Here is a 16,654-nt window from a genome sequence, read left to right on the forward strand (position 1 = left end):
ATCAGATGGAGGTAATCCTTATGAATCATGCAGAACAGATGAATCAACTATTTCAGGCTGCACAGGCTGGAGATGCGGTAAGCATTGCTGGAATTCTCGCTTCTCAGCCGGAACTCACCAATACGGAGAATCAGGATGGGTTAACTCCGCTGGGGTATGCCTCTCATTATGGACAAGCAGGAGCAGTTCGTGTTCTTCTGGAGCATGGAGCCAATGTTAACGCCCTTTCTCATTCCAAAATTTCCTTTATTCCGTCCAATACTGCACTGCATGCTGCTCTTGCGGGGGAACGTTCTTCCGAAGTAATCAGCCTTTTGCTCCAACATGGGGCATCCACGAGCATTTTGGACAGTGATGGACAATATGCACTGCACTCGGCAGCATTTCATACGGATCAGACCGAACTTATCGAGATGTTAATCCAGTATGGTGCAGATCCACATGCGCTGAACTCAGCGGGTCAGACCCCATTGGACATTGCACTTGAGCGCGGTAATACGTCTACAGCTTCATGCCTGCGAGCAGCCGTTGCAGCTCAGCACAATAATGTTTAGGTAGCTTGGACAATAACATGAATAACCGTCAGGACTCTTTTTGGAGTACAAAGAGAAGGTCTGACGGTTATTTGTGTTGTCCTCCACGTTCTCATATACATATGTAGTTCAACTTCTATAGAAATCACAATACATCATATTTTTTTCAGAAAACAAGAACCGTTTGACACCTTACACGGTCTAATACTCAACACATCCATGAAAGGAGGAGCCATGTGACCCCTACTCAGCTCACTATCGCCGCACAAAAAGGGGATGCCGAGGCTTTTGCAGCCTTACTGGAATTGCATCATAGTCGACTGTACCGTATCGCCTATGCCTACCTGCACAACGAAGGTGATGCACTGGAGGCCATTCAGGAATCAACCTTCCGGGCGTTCCGTAAACTCAAAAAATTAAAAGAGCCATCCTACTTTGGCACTTGGCTCATCCGCATTCTGCTCAACTACTGCGCAGACGAACGCAAACGCAAAAGCCGTTTCAGCCCCGATACGGCGATTCATGAACCCAGCAGCTGGGATCGTCCTGCCGACCCTGATCTTGCTGCCGCCGTATCCAACCTTGATCGGGATTGTAAACAGATTATTATCCTGAGTTATTTTGAAGGGTTCTCCCTAACCGAAGTCGCCGATATTCTAGAAATCCCGACCGGAACCGTCAAATCCCGATTACATCGGGCACTCGTACAGCTCCGGGATCAACTTGAAATGAAAGGAGATGCATCTTCATGACGGATGAACAAAAATCATTCGATGCGTTGGAAGAACGTCTGAATGCTCGTAAGACGGAATATGAAACCATGCCAGTACCGGATGCTGCCTCCCAGGCTGTGCAAGCGGGAATTCGCCAAGCTGCCCGTAAGCGAAAGTCCCGGCTGCGCTGGTATATAAGTTCCATCTCGGCTGCTGCCCTCATCCTGCTGTTTACGGGGTGTATCCGTGTCTCTCCCGCTTTTGCATCCTTCGTGGAGCAATTGCCTGGCATGGAAGGCATTGTGAGCATGATTCGCCAGGACAAAGGATTAATGATGGCGATCGATCAGTCTCTCTTGCAGAAGGTCGGTGTCACCGACGAGCATGATGGTGCTTCCTTGACCGTTGAAGGCATTATCACAGACGAGTCACGTATGGTCATTTTTTACACAATGAAAGGCATGAAAGATCCGGAGAAGGGTGGATATGATATCGATTTGCTGGATGAGAACAGGAAAGATCTTCCTGTTGCATTTAGTTATGCTTCACCTAAGCCGGCTTCAGAAAGTGGCGTTTACGAGGATAAAATCGATGTCGCATTCACAGAATCTTTACCGCCACAAGAGCTGACCGTTGTATTTAAGGAACGAGGTAAGGAAACGAAAAATAAGTGGAAAGTCACCTTCCCCGTGGATCACAACTTAACAAAAGGCATGAAAAAAATCATTCCCGTAAACCAAACTATGAACGTGGACGAACAACGTATCCATGTGAAACAGGCCATTCTGTATCCCACTCGTCTTGTACTTGATATCGAATATGATCGGAACAACACCAAAAAAATCTTCGGCATTCGTGATCTGCACTTGGTAGATGAGCAAGGCCGAGCATGGCGAACAGATTCCTCTTCTATCTCAGGCTCTGGAAGTTCCGTCTTTTTCGAAAGCATGTACTTCTCCACTCCGAAAAAATTGACTTTGCTAGGGTCTGGCCTTTCAGCGGTGGATAAAGAAGAACTGGTTATCAGCATCAATCCATCTTCAGGTGAAATACAAGGCGGCCCATCCAGTTTGAAATTGCTGCAAAGCACGGTCCAAGGCAAAAATCTGATCCTCGAGTTTTCAATTGCAGATGCTCAAAATGCTACTTCGGGGCTATCATTTACCAACATTGAGGACAGTAAAGGAAACCCTTTCGACATTAATGAAGTACGCTGGAGCCCTTCCGTCTTTGAAGCAAGAGTTGTCATTAAAAATGGAGCCGCAGCCAAAGGAAATCTGACAATGGAAATATTCTCTTACCCTGATCAAATTCGCGCACCGTTCTCTATTGATATTCCTGTGAATCCTTAATCTAAACGCAATGTGCTTTCAATAAATGGATTAATCTATATAATGGAAATATTCATGAAGATGAGCAAAGTGAACAGGAAAGGGTGTTTTCACAATGAATCAACGTTCTATCCGTTATCCGCAGCCACTCGCTCCGGGAAATATCATCGGTGTAGCTGCACCCTCCAGCGGTGTAGGCGAATCCTTGCACCATTATCTTGAGGAGAGTAAACGCAACATGGAGCGCCTTGGTTTTGGCGTGATAGAAAGCCCATCGCTCCGCCAGAACATCAAATGTGTAAGTGCCTCCAAAGAGCAACGCGCCGAAGAGATGAATGAATTTCTTCGCAATCCGACTATTCAAGCCATTATACCTCCATGGGGCGGGGAGTTTCTCATGGATATCCTGCCCCTGCTGGATTGGGAAACTTTGAAAACATTGCCGCCCAAATGGGTCATGGGTTATTCGGATATCAGCACCTTTTTATTTGCATACACCCTGCTCACCGGCACAGTGACAGCGCACGGCACCAATTATGTAGATTTAAGATCACACGCCCTTGATCCCGTAACTGCGCGCTGGATCGATGTATTACAGACCCCTTACGGCGGACAGATTACACAATCGTCTTCCACGCATTATCAATCGGAATGGAAAATGGAACTACCTGGATTTAACCTGGATACACCCTCACGCTGGAAACAGCTCGGCCATTCGGAAGATGCAGTTACCGCTGTATCGTTCTCCGGTCGACTGATCGGTGGCTGTATGGATACCATCACCTGTATGATCGGCACCCCGTATGCACCCGTGCAATCGTTTTTGGATCAGTATTGTGCAGAAGAAGGAACCATCTGGTATCTGGAGAGCTGTGAGATGAGCGCAGGGGATATTTACCGTCATCTGTGGCAGATGAGACAGGCTGGCTGGTTTGCAGGTGTGAAAGGTTTCATGTTCGGCCGCCCTGCGGGTTATTCCGATACAGCGGATTTCAACTTCACTGATGCCCTATCCTCTGCACTTGGGGATCTGGATGTTCCTGTACTGTACGATGTGGATCTCGGCCATATGCCGCCCCAACTTACCTTTGTGAATGGAGCATTGGGCAAAGTCGCTTATGAAAATGGACGCGGGAGCCTGGAAATGGCGTTTGTGTAATCACCCTTTGTAGGCAGATGCATACCTTGAAGTAAGAACTTATTTTGAGGAAGGGTTGTGCATCATGTCTGAATCCACATCCACGCCATCCATGCGTGTCGTGTATCAAGCCAATCAACCGATGCTTCAATCCGTGCAAAGTGTGCGGAATATGCTTCATCATACAGCTCGGCAGCATATAGGCAAGAAGGTACAAGTCCAGAATATCGATGGTCAAGTGTGGGAAGGTGTCATCATCAGTGCAGACCGGGGGATTTTGTATCTCCAGGTTACCCCGATGCATGGATATCCTGAACCGCGCGCCTTGTTTGGACCTACGATTTTGCCGCTTGTGCTGTATGAATTGTTGGTTATTACCCTGTTGATGTAGGATATTGTTCCTGTTTATCCGTTTATATCCGAACCTGCTCCAAGAAGCTTCGCTCCTGAGATCTTCAAGTCTTGGGAACGAAGCTTTTTTATGGTCTTGGGGATGGTGCGGTATGATTCCTTGCGAGCGTGTGAAATATGATACAATGGTGTCGCACCACCCCATATCACTTATGAAACGGAGCTTGATCCGGTTGGAATACATACGTCATGATTCATCACCCGTATCACAAGTCGAGACGGGTATGATTGGCAGCAACCCTACTGAACAATCCCGCGTAATTGCAATCTGTCTGCTCGCAGGCAAAATCATGCTGCAAAGTGGTGGTGAAACCTACCGTGTGGAAGATACGATGAAACGTATGGCCGCAGCGCTCGGTTTACCCCATTCACACAGTTACGTTGTGCCTACAGGCATCTTCTTCTCTGTTGATGCAACCGAACCCGCCAAGCTGATTCGTATCTCCGAGCGTACGACAGATCTGGATAAGGTATCCGAGGTGAATGCGGTCTCCCGCCGTATTGGACAAGGTGAGCTATCCGCGCAGGAAGCCCATGAACTGTTGGTACAGATCGAAGGCAAGCCTTCCTCCTACTCAACGGCTGTACAGCTTACGGCCGCAGCGTTATCCAGTGGTTGTTTTACCATTATGTTTGGCGGAGGCTGGAGCGACTTTCTTCCTGCACTGATCTGTGGGGGCATAGGTTATGCAGCCGTTATTGCCTTTCACCGGCTGGTACGAGTCAAATTTTTTGCCGAGCTTACAGCATCCTTCGTTATTGGCTTACTCGCGTTTCTCCTCATCTATATGGGAGTGGGCCATGAACGGGACAAAATTATTATTGGTTCGGTTATGCCGCTGGTTCCGGGGCTGCTGATTACCAATGCTGTACGTGACCTGATGGCCGGACATCTCGTCTCCGGATTATCCAAGGGAGCCGAGGCATTTCTGACTGCCTTTGCCATAGGTACTGGCATTGCAGTTGTATTTTCACTTTTTATGTAAGAGGAAGGAATGCAGGATATGCTCCATTTTATTGAACAAGCCTTAACCAGTTTTGTCGCTTCAGCCGCGTTTGGTATCATCTTCAACGCACCCCGGCGTATGCTGCTCCATGGTGGATTTGTGGGCATGATCGGCTGGATTATCTATATCGTGCTTGAATATGCAGCGGATGCGGTACCTGCTACACTTGCAGCGACCATAGCCGTAGGTGTCATCAGCCAGATATTCTCTCGCATGTTTCGTGCACCCGTCATCATCTTCAGCGTTGCAGGCATCATTCCTCTGGTCCCTGGTGGACTGGCGTATAATGCGATGCGAAGTTTTGTGCAAAATGACTACAGTGCCGCCATGGAGATGGCCGCCAAAGCACTCATGTTATCCGGCGCCATTGCCGTAGGCCTTGTGTTATCCGAGGTATTAAACCAGATGATACGCCGAATTCCCGCCTCACTGTGGACAAAATCATCATCAAAATGATTATTTTCCCCACATATTTAACACACGTAAGGCCCGTTAGCACACAGGATGAACTCTTGTATGCCAGCGGGCCTTACGTATTACTATTCCAATTTATCCTTTTTTACTTCACAAACGTATTCTTCACACGTACCGACCTCAGGAAATATGGAATGAAGATACAGCACGTCAGAATGGATCGTACGATCAGCTGAAAAGCCGGAGTTGCATCAAGCAAATGCTGTTCTCTTGGGATTTCATTGCGCGCAATCAGAATCCACGTCACGATGCTTATGATCACATTCATCAGGTACATCACCATCATCATGCGTGGAAATAGTCTCTTCCGTTTATATAAAAGAATAAGATTCACGATAACGATCACCAATAGAATGGTGCTGCTAATGAAACCAAACCACAGGAGTGGACGAATCGTCTCCGTGTAGATATGCGGGTCAACACCACGGCCGACTTCCCATCGGGCAGGGTCCATGATGATATTCACCTGCGATACATCCGAGATGAGAAACCCCAGCGCAAGCCAAAGACTGATCTGGATTAAAATAAGCCATCCTCCTAATCCGGAGATACCCGGCCGTTCCGGTCTGATACCGGTTTTGGGTTGCAGCGAGTTCATATCCGCATCTGTATCCGAGTTATTGTAGTTATGGTCCATGTCATCCTCCTTGTTAGAATGGTTGCTGGCTGTGCCACGGCATTATTCCTTTCCCTTCCGTAATTCATGATCTGTTCAAAGTATACCACCGAGGGATGAAACTGCGAAAATCATCATGATCTTCACGGACACGCTCGATCCTGGTCATCATCTCATGTGTCTCTTCCGGCTTCACCTGCTGAATCCACACCACAGAAGACACCAGCGCCATAGCCGTATACAGTGAATACAATCTCCAGAATAACTCATCCGGTTCTTTGCCATCGAAGTAACCCTGAATCTGACCTATGGAATATGAAATACTGATCTCCGAAGCAAACAAACCCAGCTTCAAAAATTCATGAATGGGATCCCCTTGATCATATCGATTAAAATCAATTACTCCTGCGAACTTATCCTGCTTAACGACAAGATTGCTCGGGTGGAAATCATCATGCTGAAATCCATCTGGACGATTTTTCATCCAACCGAGATGGTCTGCGATAAACGTAAGAATAGCCTGATCCTCTTTCATCACGATAGGGCACTGTTTATAGCGCTCCATGTAACGTTGATGCTTCGCGCTCTTGCGTGTGTACCATGATTCGACCTGTTCCTCCATCGGCAACTGGTGAATCAGCCTTAACTGTGCTCCTGCTTCCAAGCCAACGGCCCACTGCTGCTGTTCATTCAATTGAGGCAGTCTCTCGGACGCATCTTCGCCTTCAATGTAGCTAAGAATCATATAACCGTTCTTCTCATCCAATCTACCTGTGCCCAACGTTGCTGGACATAGTACACCTAATTGTTGCATGCTCTTCAAGCATTGATATTCCTTTTGCTTCATCCATTCCTCAGCAACATCATATACCCTCACCAACACATGGCCTTGGTCAGGGACAAACATTTTGAATTTGGCATCCGCTGAATACCCCTTCATAACTGGTTCCATCTGTGTAGCCTGACCCAGTTCAGGAATCTGTTTTAACCTGTCAATCAACGTATTGTTCATCGATGCATCCCATGTATTGTGTTGTTCCACGTCCCGAATCCTCCGTTATTTCACGTATAACGTGCAGTATCGTCGGTCTATTCTTACTTTAACCCGTAATGTTTCCTATAACATGCTAGTATGTATTCTACTCATTTCTATTTAAAAAGAACTGATTCGGGTTCTTTGCCTGTCAAGGTCAGCATCGTATACAGTTGTCCTCTGTGATGGTATACATGTCCCATAATCTCAAGTAGCCACTCCAGCCGACTATAGGATGCTCCCCAGTATGAATTCGTCACATGCAGTAACTCTTCCGTGTTAAACTGCCTGTATCGTTCGTATAGATACATCTGGTTATCGATCAGAGCCTGCTTGATCTCACGGAGCGAATGCACCTGATTCTCAGCATAGAATTGAGCCATTTCTTCCTTCGATGCACCTTCCGAAATATACACATCCGCTCGGCAGATCATAGACAGATGAGCTAGTAGTTCTCCAATAGGCCGTTTACCTTCAATTGGAGTCAAAGCCAAATCTTCTTCGGACAGCTGATCACATATATCTATCAACGATGTTACAGCCACGTCAATATGTTTGAACGCAGATTGAATCAACAGCCCACTTCCTTTTTACTCCATTATACAGAACATATGTTCTATTATCAACCAAGATATCCCTCCCTAATATATACCCCAAATCTATATAAATTGAACAAAACATATACACAAAACGGAGAGGACAGAAAGGGCCTGAAGAAGCGGAGCTAAAAGCTTTCTGCAAGAAAGCTACATCGGAAGCATACGCTACCCCGGATTTCCCCTTTATAAAAGGAATTAAAAAAATCTGGGGATAACAGAGATCAGAAGGTTGTTCTGTCATCGGAGTGTGCAGTGTAAATATGCTTTAGTTCAATTGATATAACAATCTACGAACAAAAAAGTCCTTCCTCCTTCTTATAGACGGGATTCAGGACATTTTGTTGCTTATATGAGTTCAAATCTTTGCTCAACTTGAGTATAACGAACAATACGTATGTTCGAACCGTCCAGCCTCCAGATCAGACTTGCGAATGAAAAATTGCAGTTCCCCGCAATCCCACCATTGAAAACCTATCGCATCATGTGTATCTATCTTCAATAGCAGCAGCGTATCGGATAGTTCCTGCCATGTCCGATCCTCATCACCGCCGTAATGCTTGGTCAGCTTATCTTCACACGCCTGCTCATTATAATCATATTCTTCGCCCAGTGCGATCTGTAATAAGGCCCGATGCTCGGCATCCGGATGCTGCCCATCAGGATATCCAAACATACCACCCCAGTTCAGCGTACTTGGATGATTCCAGCTCGACTCGAATTCAAGGTATCGGTCATACAGACTTACTTCCGCTTCGGTCTCATCGGTCTCAAGCAGAGACGGCGAGAGCTCGTTCAGTGCGGCGGTGTCAATATATGCATATGTAGGAAACTCAAGATTAGGCAGCACAGTCACCGAATGTGCAACAAACGGTGCTCCATCCAGCGCGGTATCCCCTTCAGGTTCTCGCCTTATCAGATTATGAGAACTCGGCTCAAAAATCACACGATGTTCAATGGGACAAGCAGATTCGTTCGTGCCAACGAAAAAGTATAACATTCCACGTTCAGGCAAAGTCCCGCGCCCATCATTCGGCGTATACGGCGACAAATCCACCAGGTTCAACTGGGCCAGGAAAGTCATTGGAATGCCTTCTTTTGTTACGGGCCATTCCATGTGACTCGGCAAATCCGGATGTCCACCCACACGTGAGTTTCCTGTCCTGCGATATTCGTCCAGTGTGGACACATCGAGGCGAATTCCCCAGCGGCTTGAGGACAACAGCAGATCGGCAGCAACTCCCAAACCATACTCCTCAAGTGTTTTACGGGCTTTTCTGGTCAGACGTTCACATTGTTCTGGCTTAATCATATAGATCCTCCCCTTCAGACAATACACCTATGCTGAGACATATTCAGGTTCACACCTGTATATTCTTCCGCCCGGTCGTCTTTCCCTGCTTCTAGCAAAAAAAGAGACTGACATTGCTTGTCAGTCTACTTCCTTATCCTATATTCCATTTAACGATTTGGACCAGAGGACTGTTCCTGATAAGCACGCATATGCTCCTCACCGTCCAGGAATTCATGGGCTTGATGAGCTGCCATCACACCATGATAGCTGATATCCAGACCCAGATCTTCCTCTTCCTCTGTCGATCGTACAGGCACAATTTTGCCAATCAACTTTAACCCGATCCAGGTCATGGCGAATCCCCAGATGACCAGTGCTGTAAGGCCAAGCGCCTGAACACCCAGCAGCCTCCAGCCGCCACCCATGAATAATCCACCATCCGTGGCAAACAGACCTACAGCAATCGTGCCCCACATTCCGGATACGGCATGCACCGGGAAAGCACCAACTGGATCATCAATCTGCCGACGGTCCAGCCAGTTGGTGGCAGCCATCATCAATAAGCCGGATACCGCCCCAATGAATATCGCGGCTACATCGCCAACAAAAGCACAGCCTGCCGTAATTCCGACCAGTCCCGCAAGCGAACCGTTAATGACCGACGGTGCATCTGAACGATTGAAGCGGAATAACGTGTACAGCAACGTAACTGCACCACCTGAGGCCGCGGATAACATCGTAACAATCGCAATGTGACCAATTCTTACATCCGTGGCGCTGAGTGTACTACCCGCATTGAAGCCAAACCAGCCGAACCATAACAGAAATGCACCTACAGATGCCAGTGGCAGATTGCTCGGAAGTGCAATAGCACTTACGCCAAGAGGCGTGTATTTCCCTTTACGCGGACCAATGATAATTGCAGCAGCCAGTGCCGAGAATCCGCCGAGTGCATGGATGACAGCCGAACCGGCAAAGTCCTGCATCCCCAGCTGACTAAGCCAACCGCCGCCCCATGCCCAGTGTCCACCAATTGGATAGATGATTGCCGTCATCAATATGATATAGAGCAGATAGGCACGGAAGTTGATCCGCTCAGCAACCGCTCCTGAAACGATGGAAATAACAGCAATCGTAAAAGCAGCCTGGAACAACCAGAATGTCTCCAGCGATATCGGTACGTCCAGATGAGACAAATCCCCATTCAGGAAAAATCCCGTTACTCCCACAAATCCACCAACGTCCGAACCATACATCAGTCCAAAACCGATGGCATAGAATAGCAACGTTCCAATCGTAATGTCAGCAAAAACCTTCATAATAATGTTCACACTATTTTTATAACGAACAAAGCCAGCCTCGAGCAGGGCGAATCCACCCTCCATCAATAAAATCATCGCTGCACTCAGTACGACCCAGACCGTATCGATCCCGGTGCTTAACGTTTCCAAAGTCATGCTTGTACATCCTCCGTTTCACTAAGCTGTCTGAGCTCACGGATGGTATCGGGCGCTAGCTCAATCTCGTCCCGCTCAATGCTGTCCGGATGCTTGATTCGTTCTGCAATCTGATCCAATTCACGTATGCGTCTGCGAATCTGTTCCATCTTGCGAAAACGTTCCTTCACCTGAACCATATATTCCACCGCCTGATGATGGGTTGCAGGGCGTCCCGCAAACCATTTGCGTACGGTCGACAACGATTGATAAGCGACCTCTTCCGCTCGACGCTTTTGTTCGAACTGTTCAATCTTCTGCTTGAGCGTTTGAATCTCATTTTCTTTTTTGACCTTCAGCCGTTCGATAAGGTACAATAAATCGGACGATGATATTTGCAATGCTGTGTGGTGATAAACCTCGTCGATTACTAACATATCATGTCAGGACTCCTTACATATCAAGTTACTTGTACCGATTATAGTTTGCCGGGGTTCGCCCGTCAATCTTTTTTTGGACTTGGCATAGATTGAAATGAACCGTTCAGAGAGAACGGCTTTTTTTATTGGGCACATAATACATCTAACAAGGCGAATCTTGCCTGGATTCGCATTCACTTATTCCATCCCCTATGCTTATAGAATAAGCATCCACATTTGGGGTAATGAACATACACAGACACCCTCATCACAGAAAACGTATATAAGGAGAGGATCACACAATGTTTACTCGTAATGACGATATACGCAGCCAAATCTGGGAAGCCGTCTCGAGCCTCGAAGAAGAACAATTGAACCGGAAGCCTTCACCCAAACAATGGAGTATTATGCAAGTACTTCGTCATCTGAATCTGATGGAAAATGTAATTGGAAAGCAAGCCCGCCTTGCACTCGAAAAGGAACAGATGGTTTCTGTGGACAAAAAACCATATGAACTATCGTTGGACCGCAGCCGCTCCGTCGAGGCACCACCCCATCTTCAGCCTCCAGCAGCGCCTGAAGCACTCGAAGACGTACGCACCGATCTGGACGAATCTCACCAAGCGTTAAATAACTTTGCATTGGATCACGATCCTGATCTGCTGCGCAGCAAGTCCTTTCCTCATCCCGTATTCGGTGAGATGGATCTTACCCAATGGATTGACTTCGCAAGTTATCATGAGGAACGTCATCTGGGTCAGATTCAAGAGATTAAGCATCAACTTGGCGTATAAGCACTAGCTACACTTTCACATAGTGAAGAATATATGTACGACAAAAAAACCTCCAATCCTATAAAATAGGTTGGAGGTTATCTTCAGTGTTCTTATGTTCCGTATAAATTAGGTTACGGAATAAGAACGACACTTATATTTTTTTGCCTAGTATAGCCAAATCTCTGTTCACACCATCCAGCACGGCCACTTCGGGATAATACCCCCACTGTTCAAAACCATGCTTGCGCAACAATCCCAGACTCGGTTCATTATGCCCGAAGACAAATCCGAGAATGGTCGTAATTCCAAGTGCAGGACAAGCCGCAAATACCGTTTCAAGCAAACGTCCACCAGCCCCAATTCCGCGGCATTGCTGATCCACGTATACACTGACTTCCACCGTTCCATTATACGCAGGACGTCCATAGAACGAGCTGAGACTTGCCCAAGCTACCACATGACCTGCCTGCTTCATCACCCAAAGTGGACGATGATCCGGTGAATGGTCCTCGAACCACGGAACACGTTGCTCCACTGTCACCGGTTCCAAGTCCGCTGTTACCATACGGCTTTCAATAGTGGAATTATAAATTTCTACAATCCTCGGTAAGTCCTCCAGGCGCGCATATTCAATCTGCACATCTTCCAGCTTCATCTATACTCCTCCATTATTCCAGATCGTTCTATATCATAGAGGATATTATAATGGAAAATAGAAGTTTTCGTCATCTCTTACATTCTGACAGAGAATTATTCTGGAAGTCCCTGTATTGTGTTGCCACGAGTTAACTGTTGACTCTGGTCAGCCCAGCGAATGTTCATCGAGCGAGATGTGAACAGATCGGGGCCGTCCGATACCTGGAAGTGCAGATGGGCTTCACTGGAGTTACCCGAATTGCCAAGCTCACCGATCAGGTCTCCCTGCTTGAGCTTATCTCCTTTTTGGACCGAAACACTGCCTTTCTTGATATGTGCTGTGATGCTGTATTCACCGTTGCCATGGTCAATAACTACATAGTTACCCGCCGGCTCTTCCGGATTCATCACACCCGGTACATTGTCCGGTATATCGTTCTTGATTTCGACGACCGTTCCATCCGCAGCAGCATAGAGTGGTTCACCAAAAGCATGGTAGTTTTCATTTTCCTTAGCATCACCATGATAACTTGATTGTTCTTTGGTCCGAACGATATCCAGTGCATAGCGCTGGGTTTCATGCTCATAATGATAATTCGACATTACATCTTGACCTCCCCAGAATACATACCATTCCCCCTTCATCGGGAATTGGAACTCGGTTTTGGTGAGTTTGTCATCTGTGTCTTCATGAGCTTCCAACGGTTGAATTGACAGACCCTCAATCAGATTTTCGTCGGAAAAATAGGCGCGAATTCCTTTCGTCCCTGTCTGATCCTTCCAGGCAACCTCGGTTAATTGATTCATTTCGGCGTCTACCACTTGCTCCCATGATTCAACACCCTCCAGAAAAGGATCAGCGGTCGTTTTAAACTGCTCAAGCGTTACCGTTTCCTTCAATTCCGGGGAAAACTGGCTATAGATTGCATCCTTTGAACCGTTCATCAACGTATCTATGAAATTGTCCGGTGTAACCACTGCGCTCACCTCTGAAGTTGAGTTCTGCTCCTGATTGTAGTTCTCGCTCGCTTCATGATTGGACGCCTGTTCGGCTGACTGCTGCTCCGCCTGGTCGGAAGTAATCGCGTTGCCATTGCCGCAAGCAGACAATATCACGCAAGCTCCAAGGGTAATTGCAAGCACCTTCCAGCTTCTTTTATTTTGTAATTTCGAATGTGTATTTTGCTCTGATTTCAGATGACCTTCTCTGTTCATTCTCAACATCCCTTCTGCTAATCGTTAACCTTTCCAGTTAAGTGTACAGAATGAGTCTTATCCTTCGTCTAACCCCAACTTACCAGTAGTTAAACTCGGCTGGCCCCTTAGTGATGCATAATTAAGATTCCGTTAAGATTGCTTGTACGCTGTACAGTCCTCTTGAGTGGTATGATTAGCAATATACACAACGGAAAGATCAGGAGGTCATTTTTAATCTATGGATAACGTCTCATTACTGCTTGTAGATGATGAACAGGCTATTCTGCATATGCTCAAAACCGTTCTGCTCAAAGAGCAGTTTCTCGATATTGATACCGTTACAACAGGCGAAGCTGCCATGGAGGCCTGCAACAACAAAACGTACCATTGTATCGTGCTCGACATCATGCTCCCTGGCAAAAGCGGACTGGAAATCTGTCCTTTTCTACGGCAGGTCACCGATGCGCCCATCCTGTTCCTGACGGCCAAAACAACCGATTACGACAAATTAACGGGATTCGCTGTTGGTGGCGACGATTATGTGGCCAAACCTTTTAATCCGCTAGAAGTCGTTGCACGCATTAAATCCTTACTGAAGCGATATTTGCCTTCAAAAACAGCTGCGATCTCGGAGCACATTCCATCCAACGTAAATACGTCATCTCCGAGCATGCCGGAAGGCGTGTACGACTTTGGACGATTTCAGGTGCTGGAATGGGCTGCTGAGCTTCGAGTTGAAGGAGAATCCGTATCCTGTCCGGCGCTTGTGTTTCAACTGCTGCTCTTTTTCTGCAAACATCCCAATCGCATCTTCACCAAGTCAGATCTGTATGAGCGGGTCTGGGGCTCAGAGGCCATCAGTGATGACAATACCGTGATGGTTCATATTCACCGCATTCGGGAACGCATTGAAGCAGATCCTTCCAATCCAGTGTATCTCGTTAACGTCCGAGGTCTGGGATACAAGCTCATTCAGCCGGAACATGTGTCACGCCCATGAGTATTCGTCGCAGATTAATGACCCGGTTTATCGGAATGCTTGCGGGAGCCGTCATTCTGATCATTCTTCTTGGGTCTGTAGCCACTTACTGGGTCGTGCAAAAGGTTAATGAAGTGAATTTGGTGGATGATTTTGCGCTTAACGGTCTGGATCAATTGATTAATACAGCAGAATTCATGCCAGACAATACCATCAAATATGATCCCAAATTGTTAAAGCAAGTGGATAAATATCAAGGCTGGCTCCAAGTGTTGGATGAACAAGGCAACGTCATTGATGATTACCACGCACCCGCTGATGTTCCTACTCACTATAAACCGGGAGAATTGATTGCATATTGGGAAAATCAAAAACCTTTCCCTTATCAGATTGTCATACTCATCCGGGAGAAGAACGGGAAGAATTTCACTTTGTTGTATGGCGAGAGTAACCCGGCCAAATCGCTCATCAATAATATTCGTTCAGATCTCATTCTGACCAACGGGAAATTTACTCTTCAACCGGACCGACAGGAAGCCCTTCTTGCTGCTAATGCTTACCTTCAAGTATTGGATGCGTCAGGACGAGAACTCTCCTCCTTTAACAAACCAGCTGTGGGTGTACCAAGCGAATACACCCTTCAGGAGTTGGTCTTGCAGATTCGCTATCCGAGTCGATCAGGCAAGTCTACTGCTACATGGTACGATGAGAAGAATGGAACCACTTGGTTGATTAGCATCCCTGGCGATGCAAATGGTACAGGGAATTCGAATCCCTACCGTTTTATTCTGGAACCGGCATTGGTTATATTGATCGTGTCCATCATCATTCTGCTTATCTTGCTTGCCTTCTGGTATGCCAACCGATTCGGCTCGCCCATGCTGCATATGCTCCAATGGTTACAGCGTCTGGAGCGAGGTCATTACGAGGAACCTACCGGAGCCTTCGGAGTGCCTCGCAGTCAGCGTCGTAACGGTAAGTGGAAGCGAAAATATAACGTGTATGCTGAAGTACTTCGCTCCATGCAGGCGCTATCCTACACGTTGAAGCAAGATGAAGAACTTCGGAAACAGACCGATTCACTTCGGGAGGAATGGATCGCTGGCATAACTCACGATCTGAAGACGCCTCTATCCTCCATCCAGGGATATGCCCATATGCTTGAAGCAGATAAATATAGCTGGACCGTGGAAGAAGTCAGGGAATTCGCAGGCATTATGCTCGATAAATCCATGTATATGGACAGGCTTATCAATGACCTTGCCATGACCTATCGATTACGCAGTGGCGGATATCAACCTGTGGTGGAAGAGACTGACGTAAATACGTTACTCCGTGATCTGATCCAACGCGCTGAACGAAACCCGGCTTATGGGGAAGGTCGCATCATATTCCAACCTTCCGAAGTGCCTGTGTATGGACTTGTCCATATTCCTTCGTTTGAACGAATTGTGGATAACCTGACCGCCAATGCCCTTCTTCATAATCCACCCGAGTCCATCCTCGTGGTCAGTGTGCACTCTGGTGAACACGCAGATGCATTCAGTATTCAGTTTGCCGATAATGGACGAGGCATGGACCCCGAGACGGTATGGAAGTTATTTGAACGATATTATCGCGGTACAGATACAGGTACATCGGACGTTGGATCAGGGCTGGGCATGGCCGTAACCAAAGGGTTGATTGAGGCGATGAAAGGGCATATTGAGGTACAGTCCATACCTGGTGAAGGTACGACCATTCGCTTAATATGGGATAGTCCATCCGAAACCAATTAAAATGTTCCGCTTGACCTTTCCATTTTCAGTCTATATAATCGACACTCAATAACACCTGTTCCCATATATTAATATTGAATACAACACATTTCAGGATCATCTGATGAGTTGACCTAACATATTTGGCGATGACCAGAGACAAGATTTCGTTTGCGTGCTGCCCAGAGAGAGAAGGGATTGGTGAAACCTTCTTCAGCGAACGGACCGGAATTACCCCTCTGCAGCCGTGAACTCGAACCTCAGCATCTCGGACTCCCCTTGGGATGTTCGGCTTGTTGCCAGTAGAG

18 protein-coding genes are annotated in these 16,654 nt (G+C 47.0%); 10 read left to right on the forward strand and 8 right to left on the reverse strand.

The annotated features are described in order from the left end of the window. The first annotated feature begins 20 nt into the window (after positions 1 to 20). From MKY73_RS22195 to MKY73_RS22225, 7 genes are all read left to right on the forward strand, one after another. Positions 21 to 554, forward strand: coding sequence for an ankyrin repeat domain-containing protein (locus MKY73_RS22195; RefSeq protein WP_339303496.1), 534 nt, complete (start codon positions 21 to 23; stop codon positions 552 to 554). Positions 555 to 769: 215 nt separating this feature from the next. Next, a complete protein-coding gene (locus MKY73_RS22200; protein ID WP_339303497.1) occupies positions 770 to 1,285 on the forward strand; it encodes a sigma-70 family RNA polymerase sigma factor in 516 nt (171 codons plus the stop codon). Beyond that, positions 1,282 to 2,598, forward strand: coding sequence for a DUF4179 domain-containing protein (locus tag MKY73_RS22205; RefSeq protein WP_339303498.1), 1,317 nt, complete (start codon positions 1,282 to 1,284; stop codon positions 2,596 to 2,598). Before MKY73_RS22200 ends, MKY73_RS22205 begins: the two co-directional genes overlap by 4 nt. A gap of 94 nt (positions 2,599 to 2,692) precedes the next feature. After that, entirely contained in the window at positions 2,693 to 3,736 is a 1,044-nt protein-coding gene (locus tag MKY73_RS22210; RefSeq protein WP_339303499.1) for a S66 peptidase family protein, read from the forward strand. 64 nt (positions 3,737 to 3,800) lie between these two features. After that, positions 3,801 to 4,106: a hypothetical protein gene (locus MKY73_RS22215; RefSeq protein WP_091015194.1), complete on the forward strand. Its 306-nt coding sequence runs from the start codon at positions 3,801 to 3,803 to the stop codon at positions 4,104 to 4,106. A gap of 244 nt (positions 4,107 to 4,350) precedes the next feature. Next, the gene (locus MKY73_RS22220) at positions 4,351 to 5,112 is read left to right on the forward strand and encodes a threonine/serine exporter family protein (protein WP_339308689.1); all 762 of its coding nucleotides are present in this window, start codon (positions 4,351 to 4,353) and stop codon (positions 5,110 to 5,112) included. An 18-nt stretch (positions 5,113 to 5,130) separates the two neighbouring features. Then, positions 5,131 to 5,589, forward strand: coding sequence for a threonine/serine exporter family protein (locus MKY73_RS22225; RefSeq protein ID WP_339308691.1), 459 nt, complete (start codon positions 5,131 to 5,133; stop codon positions 5,587 to 5,589). A gap of 103 nt (positions 5,590 to 5,692) precedes the next feature. Here the strand turns inward: MKY73_RS22225 and MKY73_RS22230 are convergent, their stop codons facing one another. The 6 genes from MKY73_RS22230 to MKY73_RS22255 all read right to left on the reverse strand — a co-directional run bounded on the left by MKY73_RS22230 (position 5,693) and on the right by MKY73_RS22255 (position 11,019). Continuing rightward, the gene (locus MKY73_RS22230) at positions 5,693 to 6,244 is read right to left on the reverse strand and encodes a DUF2569 domain-containing protein (protein WP_339303500.1); all 552 of its coding nucleotides are present in this window, start codon (positions 6,242 to 6,244) and stop codon (positions 5,693 to 5,695) included. 64 nt (positions 6,245 to 6,308) lie between these two features. Then, entirely contained in the window at positions 6,309 to 7,265 is a 957-nt protein-coding gene (locus MKY73_RS22235) for an aminoglycoside phosphotransferase family protein (RefSeq protein ID WP_339303501.1), read from the reverse strand. Between the two features lie 107 nt (positions 7,266 to 7,372). Next, on the reverse strand, positions 7,373 to 7,831 hold the full coding sequence (locus MKY73_RS22240; protein WP_339303503.1) for a DinB family protein: 459 nt from the start codon (positions 7,829 to 7,831) through the stop codon (positions 7,373 to 7,375). A gap of 391 nt (positions 7,832 to 8,222) precedes the next feature. Continuing rightward, a complete protein-coding gene (locus tag MKY73_RS22245; protein WP_339303504.1) occupies positions 8,223 to 9,164 on the reverse strand; it encodes a YwqG family protein in 942 nt (313 codons plus the stop codon). A 149-nt stretch (positions 9,165 to 9,313) separates the two neighbouring features. After that, positions 9,314 to 10,603 carry an ammonium transporter gene (locus MKY73_RS22250; RefSeq protein ID WP_339303505.1) on the reverse strand — a complete coding sequence of 430 codons (1,290 nt, stop codon included), beginning with the start codon at positions 10,601 to 10,603 and terminating at the stop codon, positions 9,314 to 9,316. Then, entirely contained in the window at positions 10,600 to 11,019 is a 420-nt protein-coding gene (locus MKY73_RS22255) for a hypothetical protein (RefSeq protein ID WP_339259688.1), read from the reverse strand. The genes MKY73_RS22250 and MKY73_RS22255 overlap by 4 nt, the downstream gene beginning before the upstream one ends. A 284-nt stretch (positions 11,020 to 11,303) precedes the next feature. Between MKY73_RS22255 and MKY73_RS22260 the strand changes: the two genes are divergently transcribed. Continuing rightward, a complete protein-coding gene (locus tag MKY73_RS22260; protein WP_339303506.1) occupies positions 11,304 to 11,795 on the forward strand; it encodes a DinB family protein in 492 nt (163 codons plus the stop codon). Positions 11,796 to 11,928: 133 nt separating this feature from the next. On the opposite strand, the gene MKY73_RS22265 is transcribed toward MKY73_RS22260, so the two are convergent. Further along, complete coding sequence (locus MKY73_RS22265; protein ID WP_339259684.1) at positions 11,929 to 12,432, reverse strand: N-acetyltransferase family protein; 504 nt, start codon at positions 12,430 to 12,432, stop codon at positions 11,929 to 11,931. Positions 12,433 to 12,527: 95 nt separating this feature from the next. After that, the gene (locus MKY73_RS22270; protein WP_339303508.1) at positions 12,528 to 13,628 is read right to left on the reverse strand and encodes a M23 family metallopeptidase; all 1,101 of its coding nucleotides are present in this window, start codon (positions 13,626 to 13,628) and stop codon (positions 12,528 to 12,530) included. Between the two features lie 220 nt (positions 13,629 to 13,848). Here MKY73_RS22270 and MKY73_RS22275 point away from each other — a divergent pair, with 220 nt between their 5' ends. Further along, positions 13,849 to 14,610 (forward strand): response regulator transcription factor, encoded by a 762-nt coding sequence (locus MKY73_RS22275; protein WP_339303509.1) that lies wholly within the window; start codon positions 13,849 to 13,851, stop codon positions 14,608 to 14,610. Next, entirely contained in the window at positions 14,607 to 16,367 is a 1,761-nt protein-coding gene (locus MKY73_RS22280; protein WP_339303510.1) for a HAMP domain-containing sensor histidine kinase, read from the forward strand. Before MKY73_RS22275 ends, MKY73_RS22280 begins: the two co-directional genes overlap by 4 nt. Positions 16,368 to 16,654 lie beyond the last annotated feature (287 nt).

Origin of the sequence: Paenibacillus sp. FSL R5-0519, from assembly GCF_037974275.1 — a bacterium.
Classification (GTDB): Bacteria; Bacillota; Bacilli; order Paenibacillales; family Paenibacillaceae; genus Paenibacillus.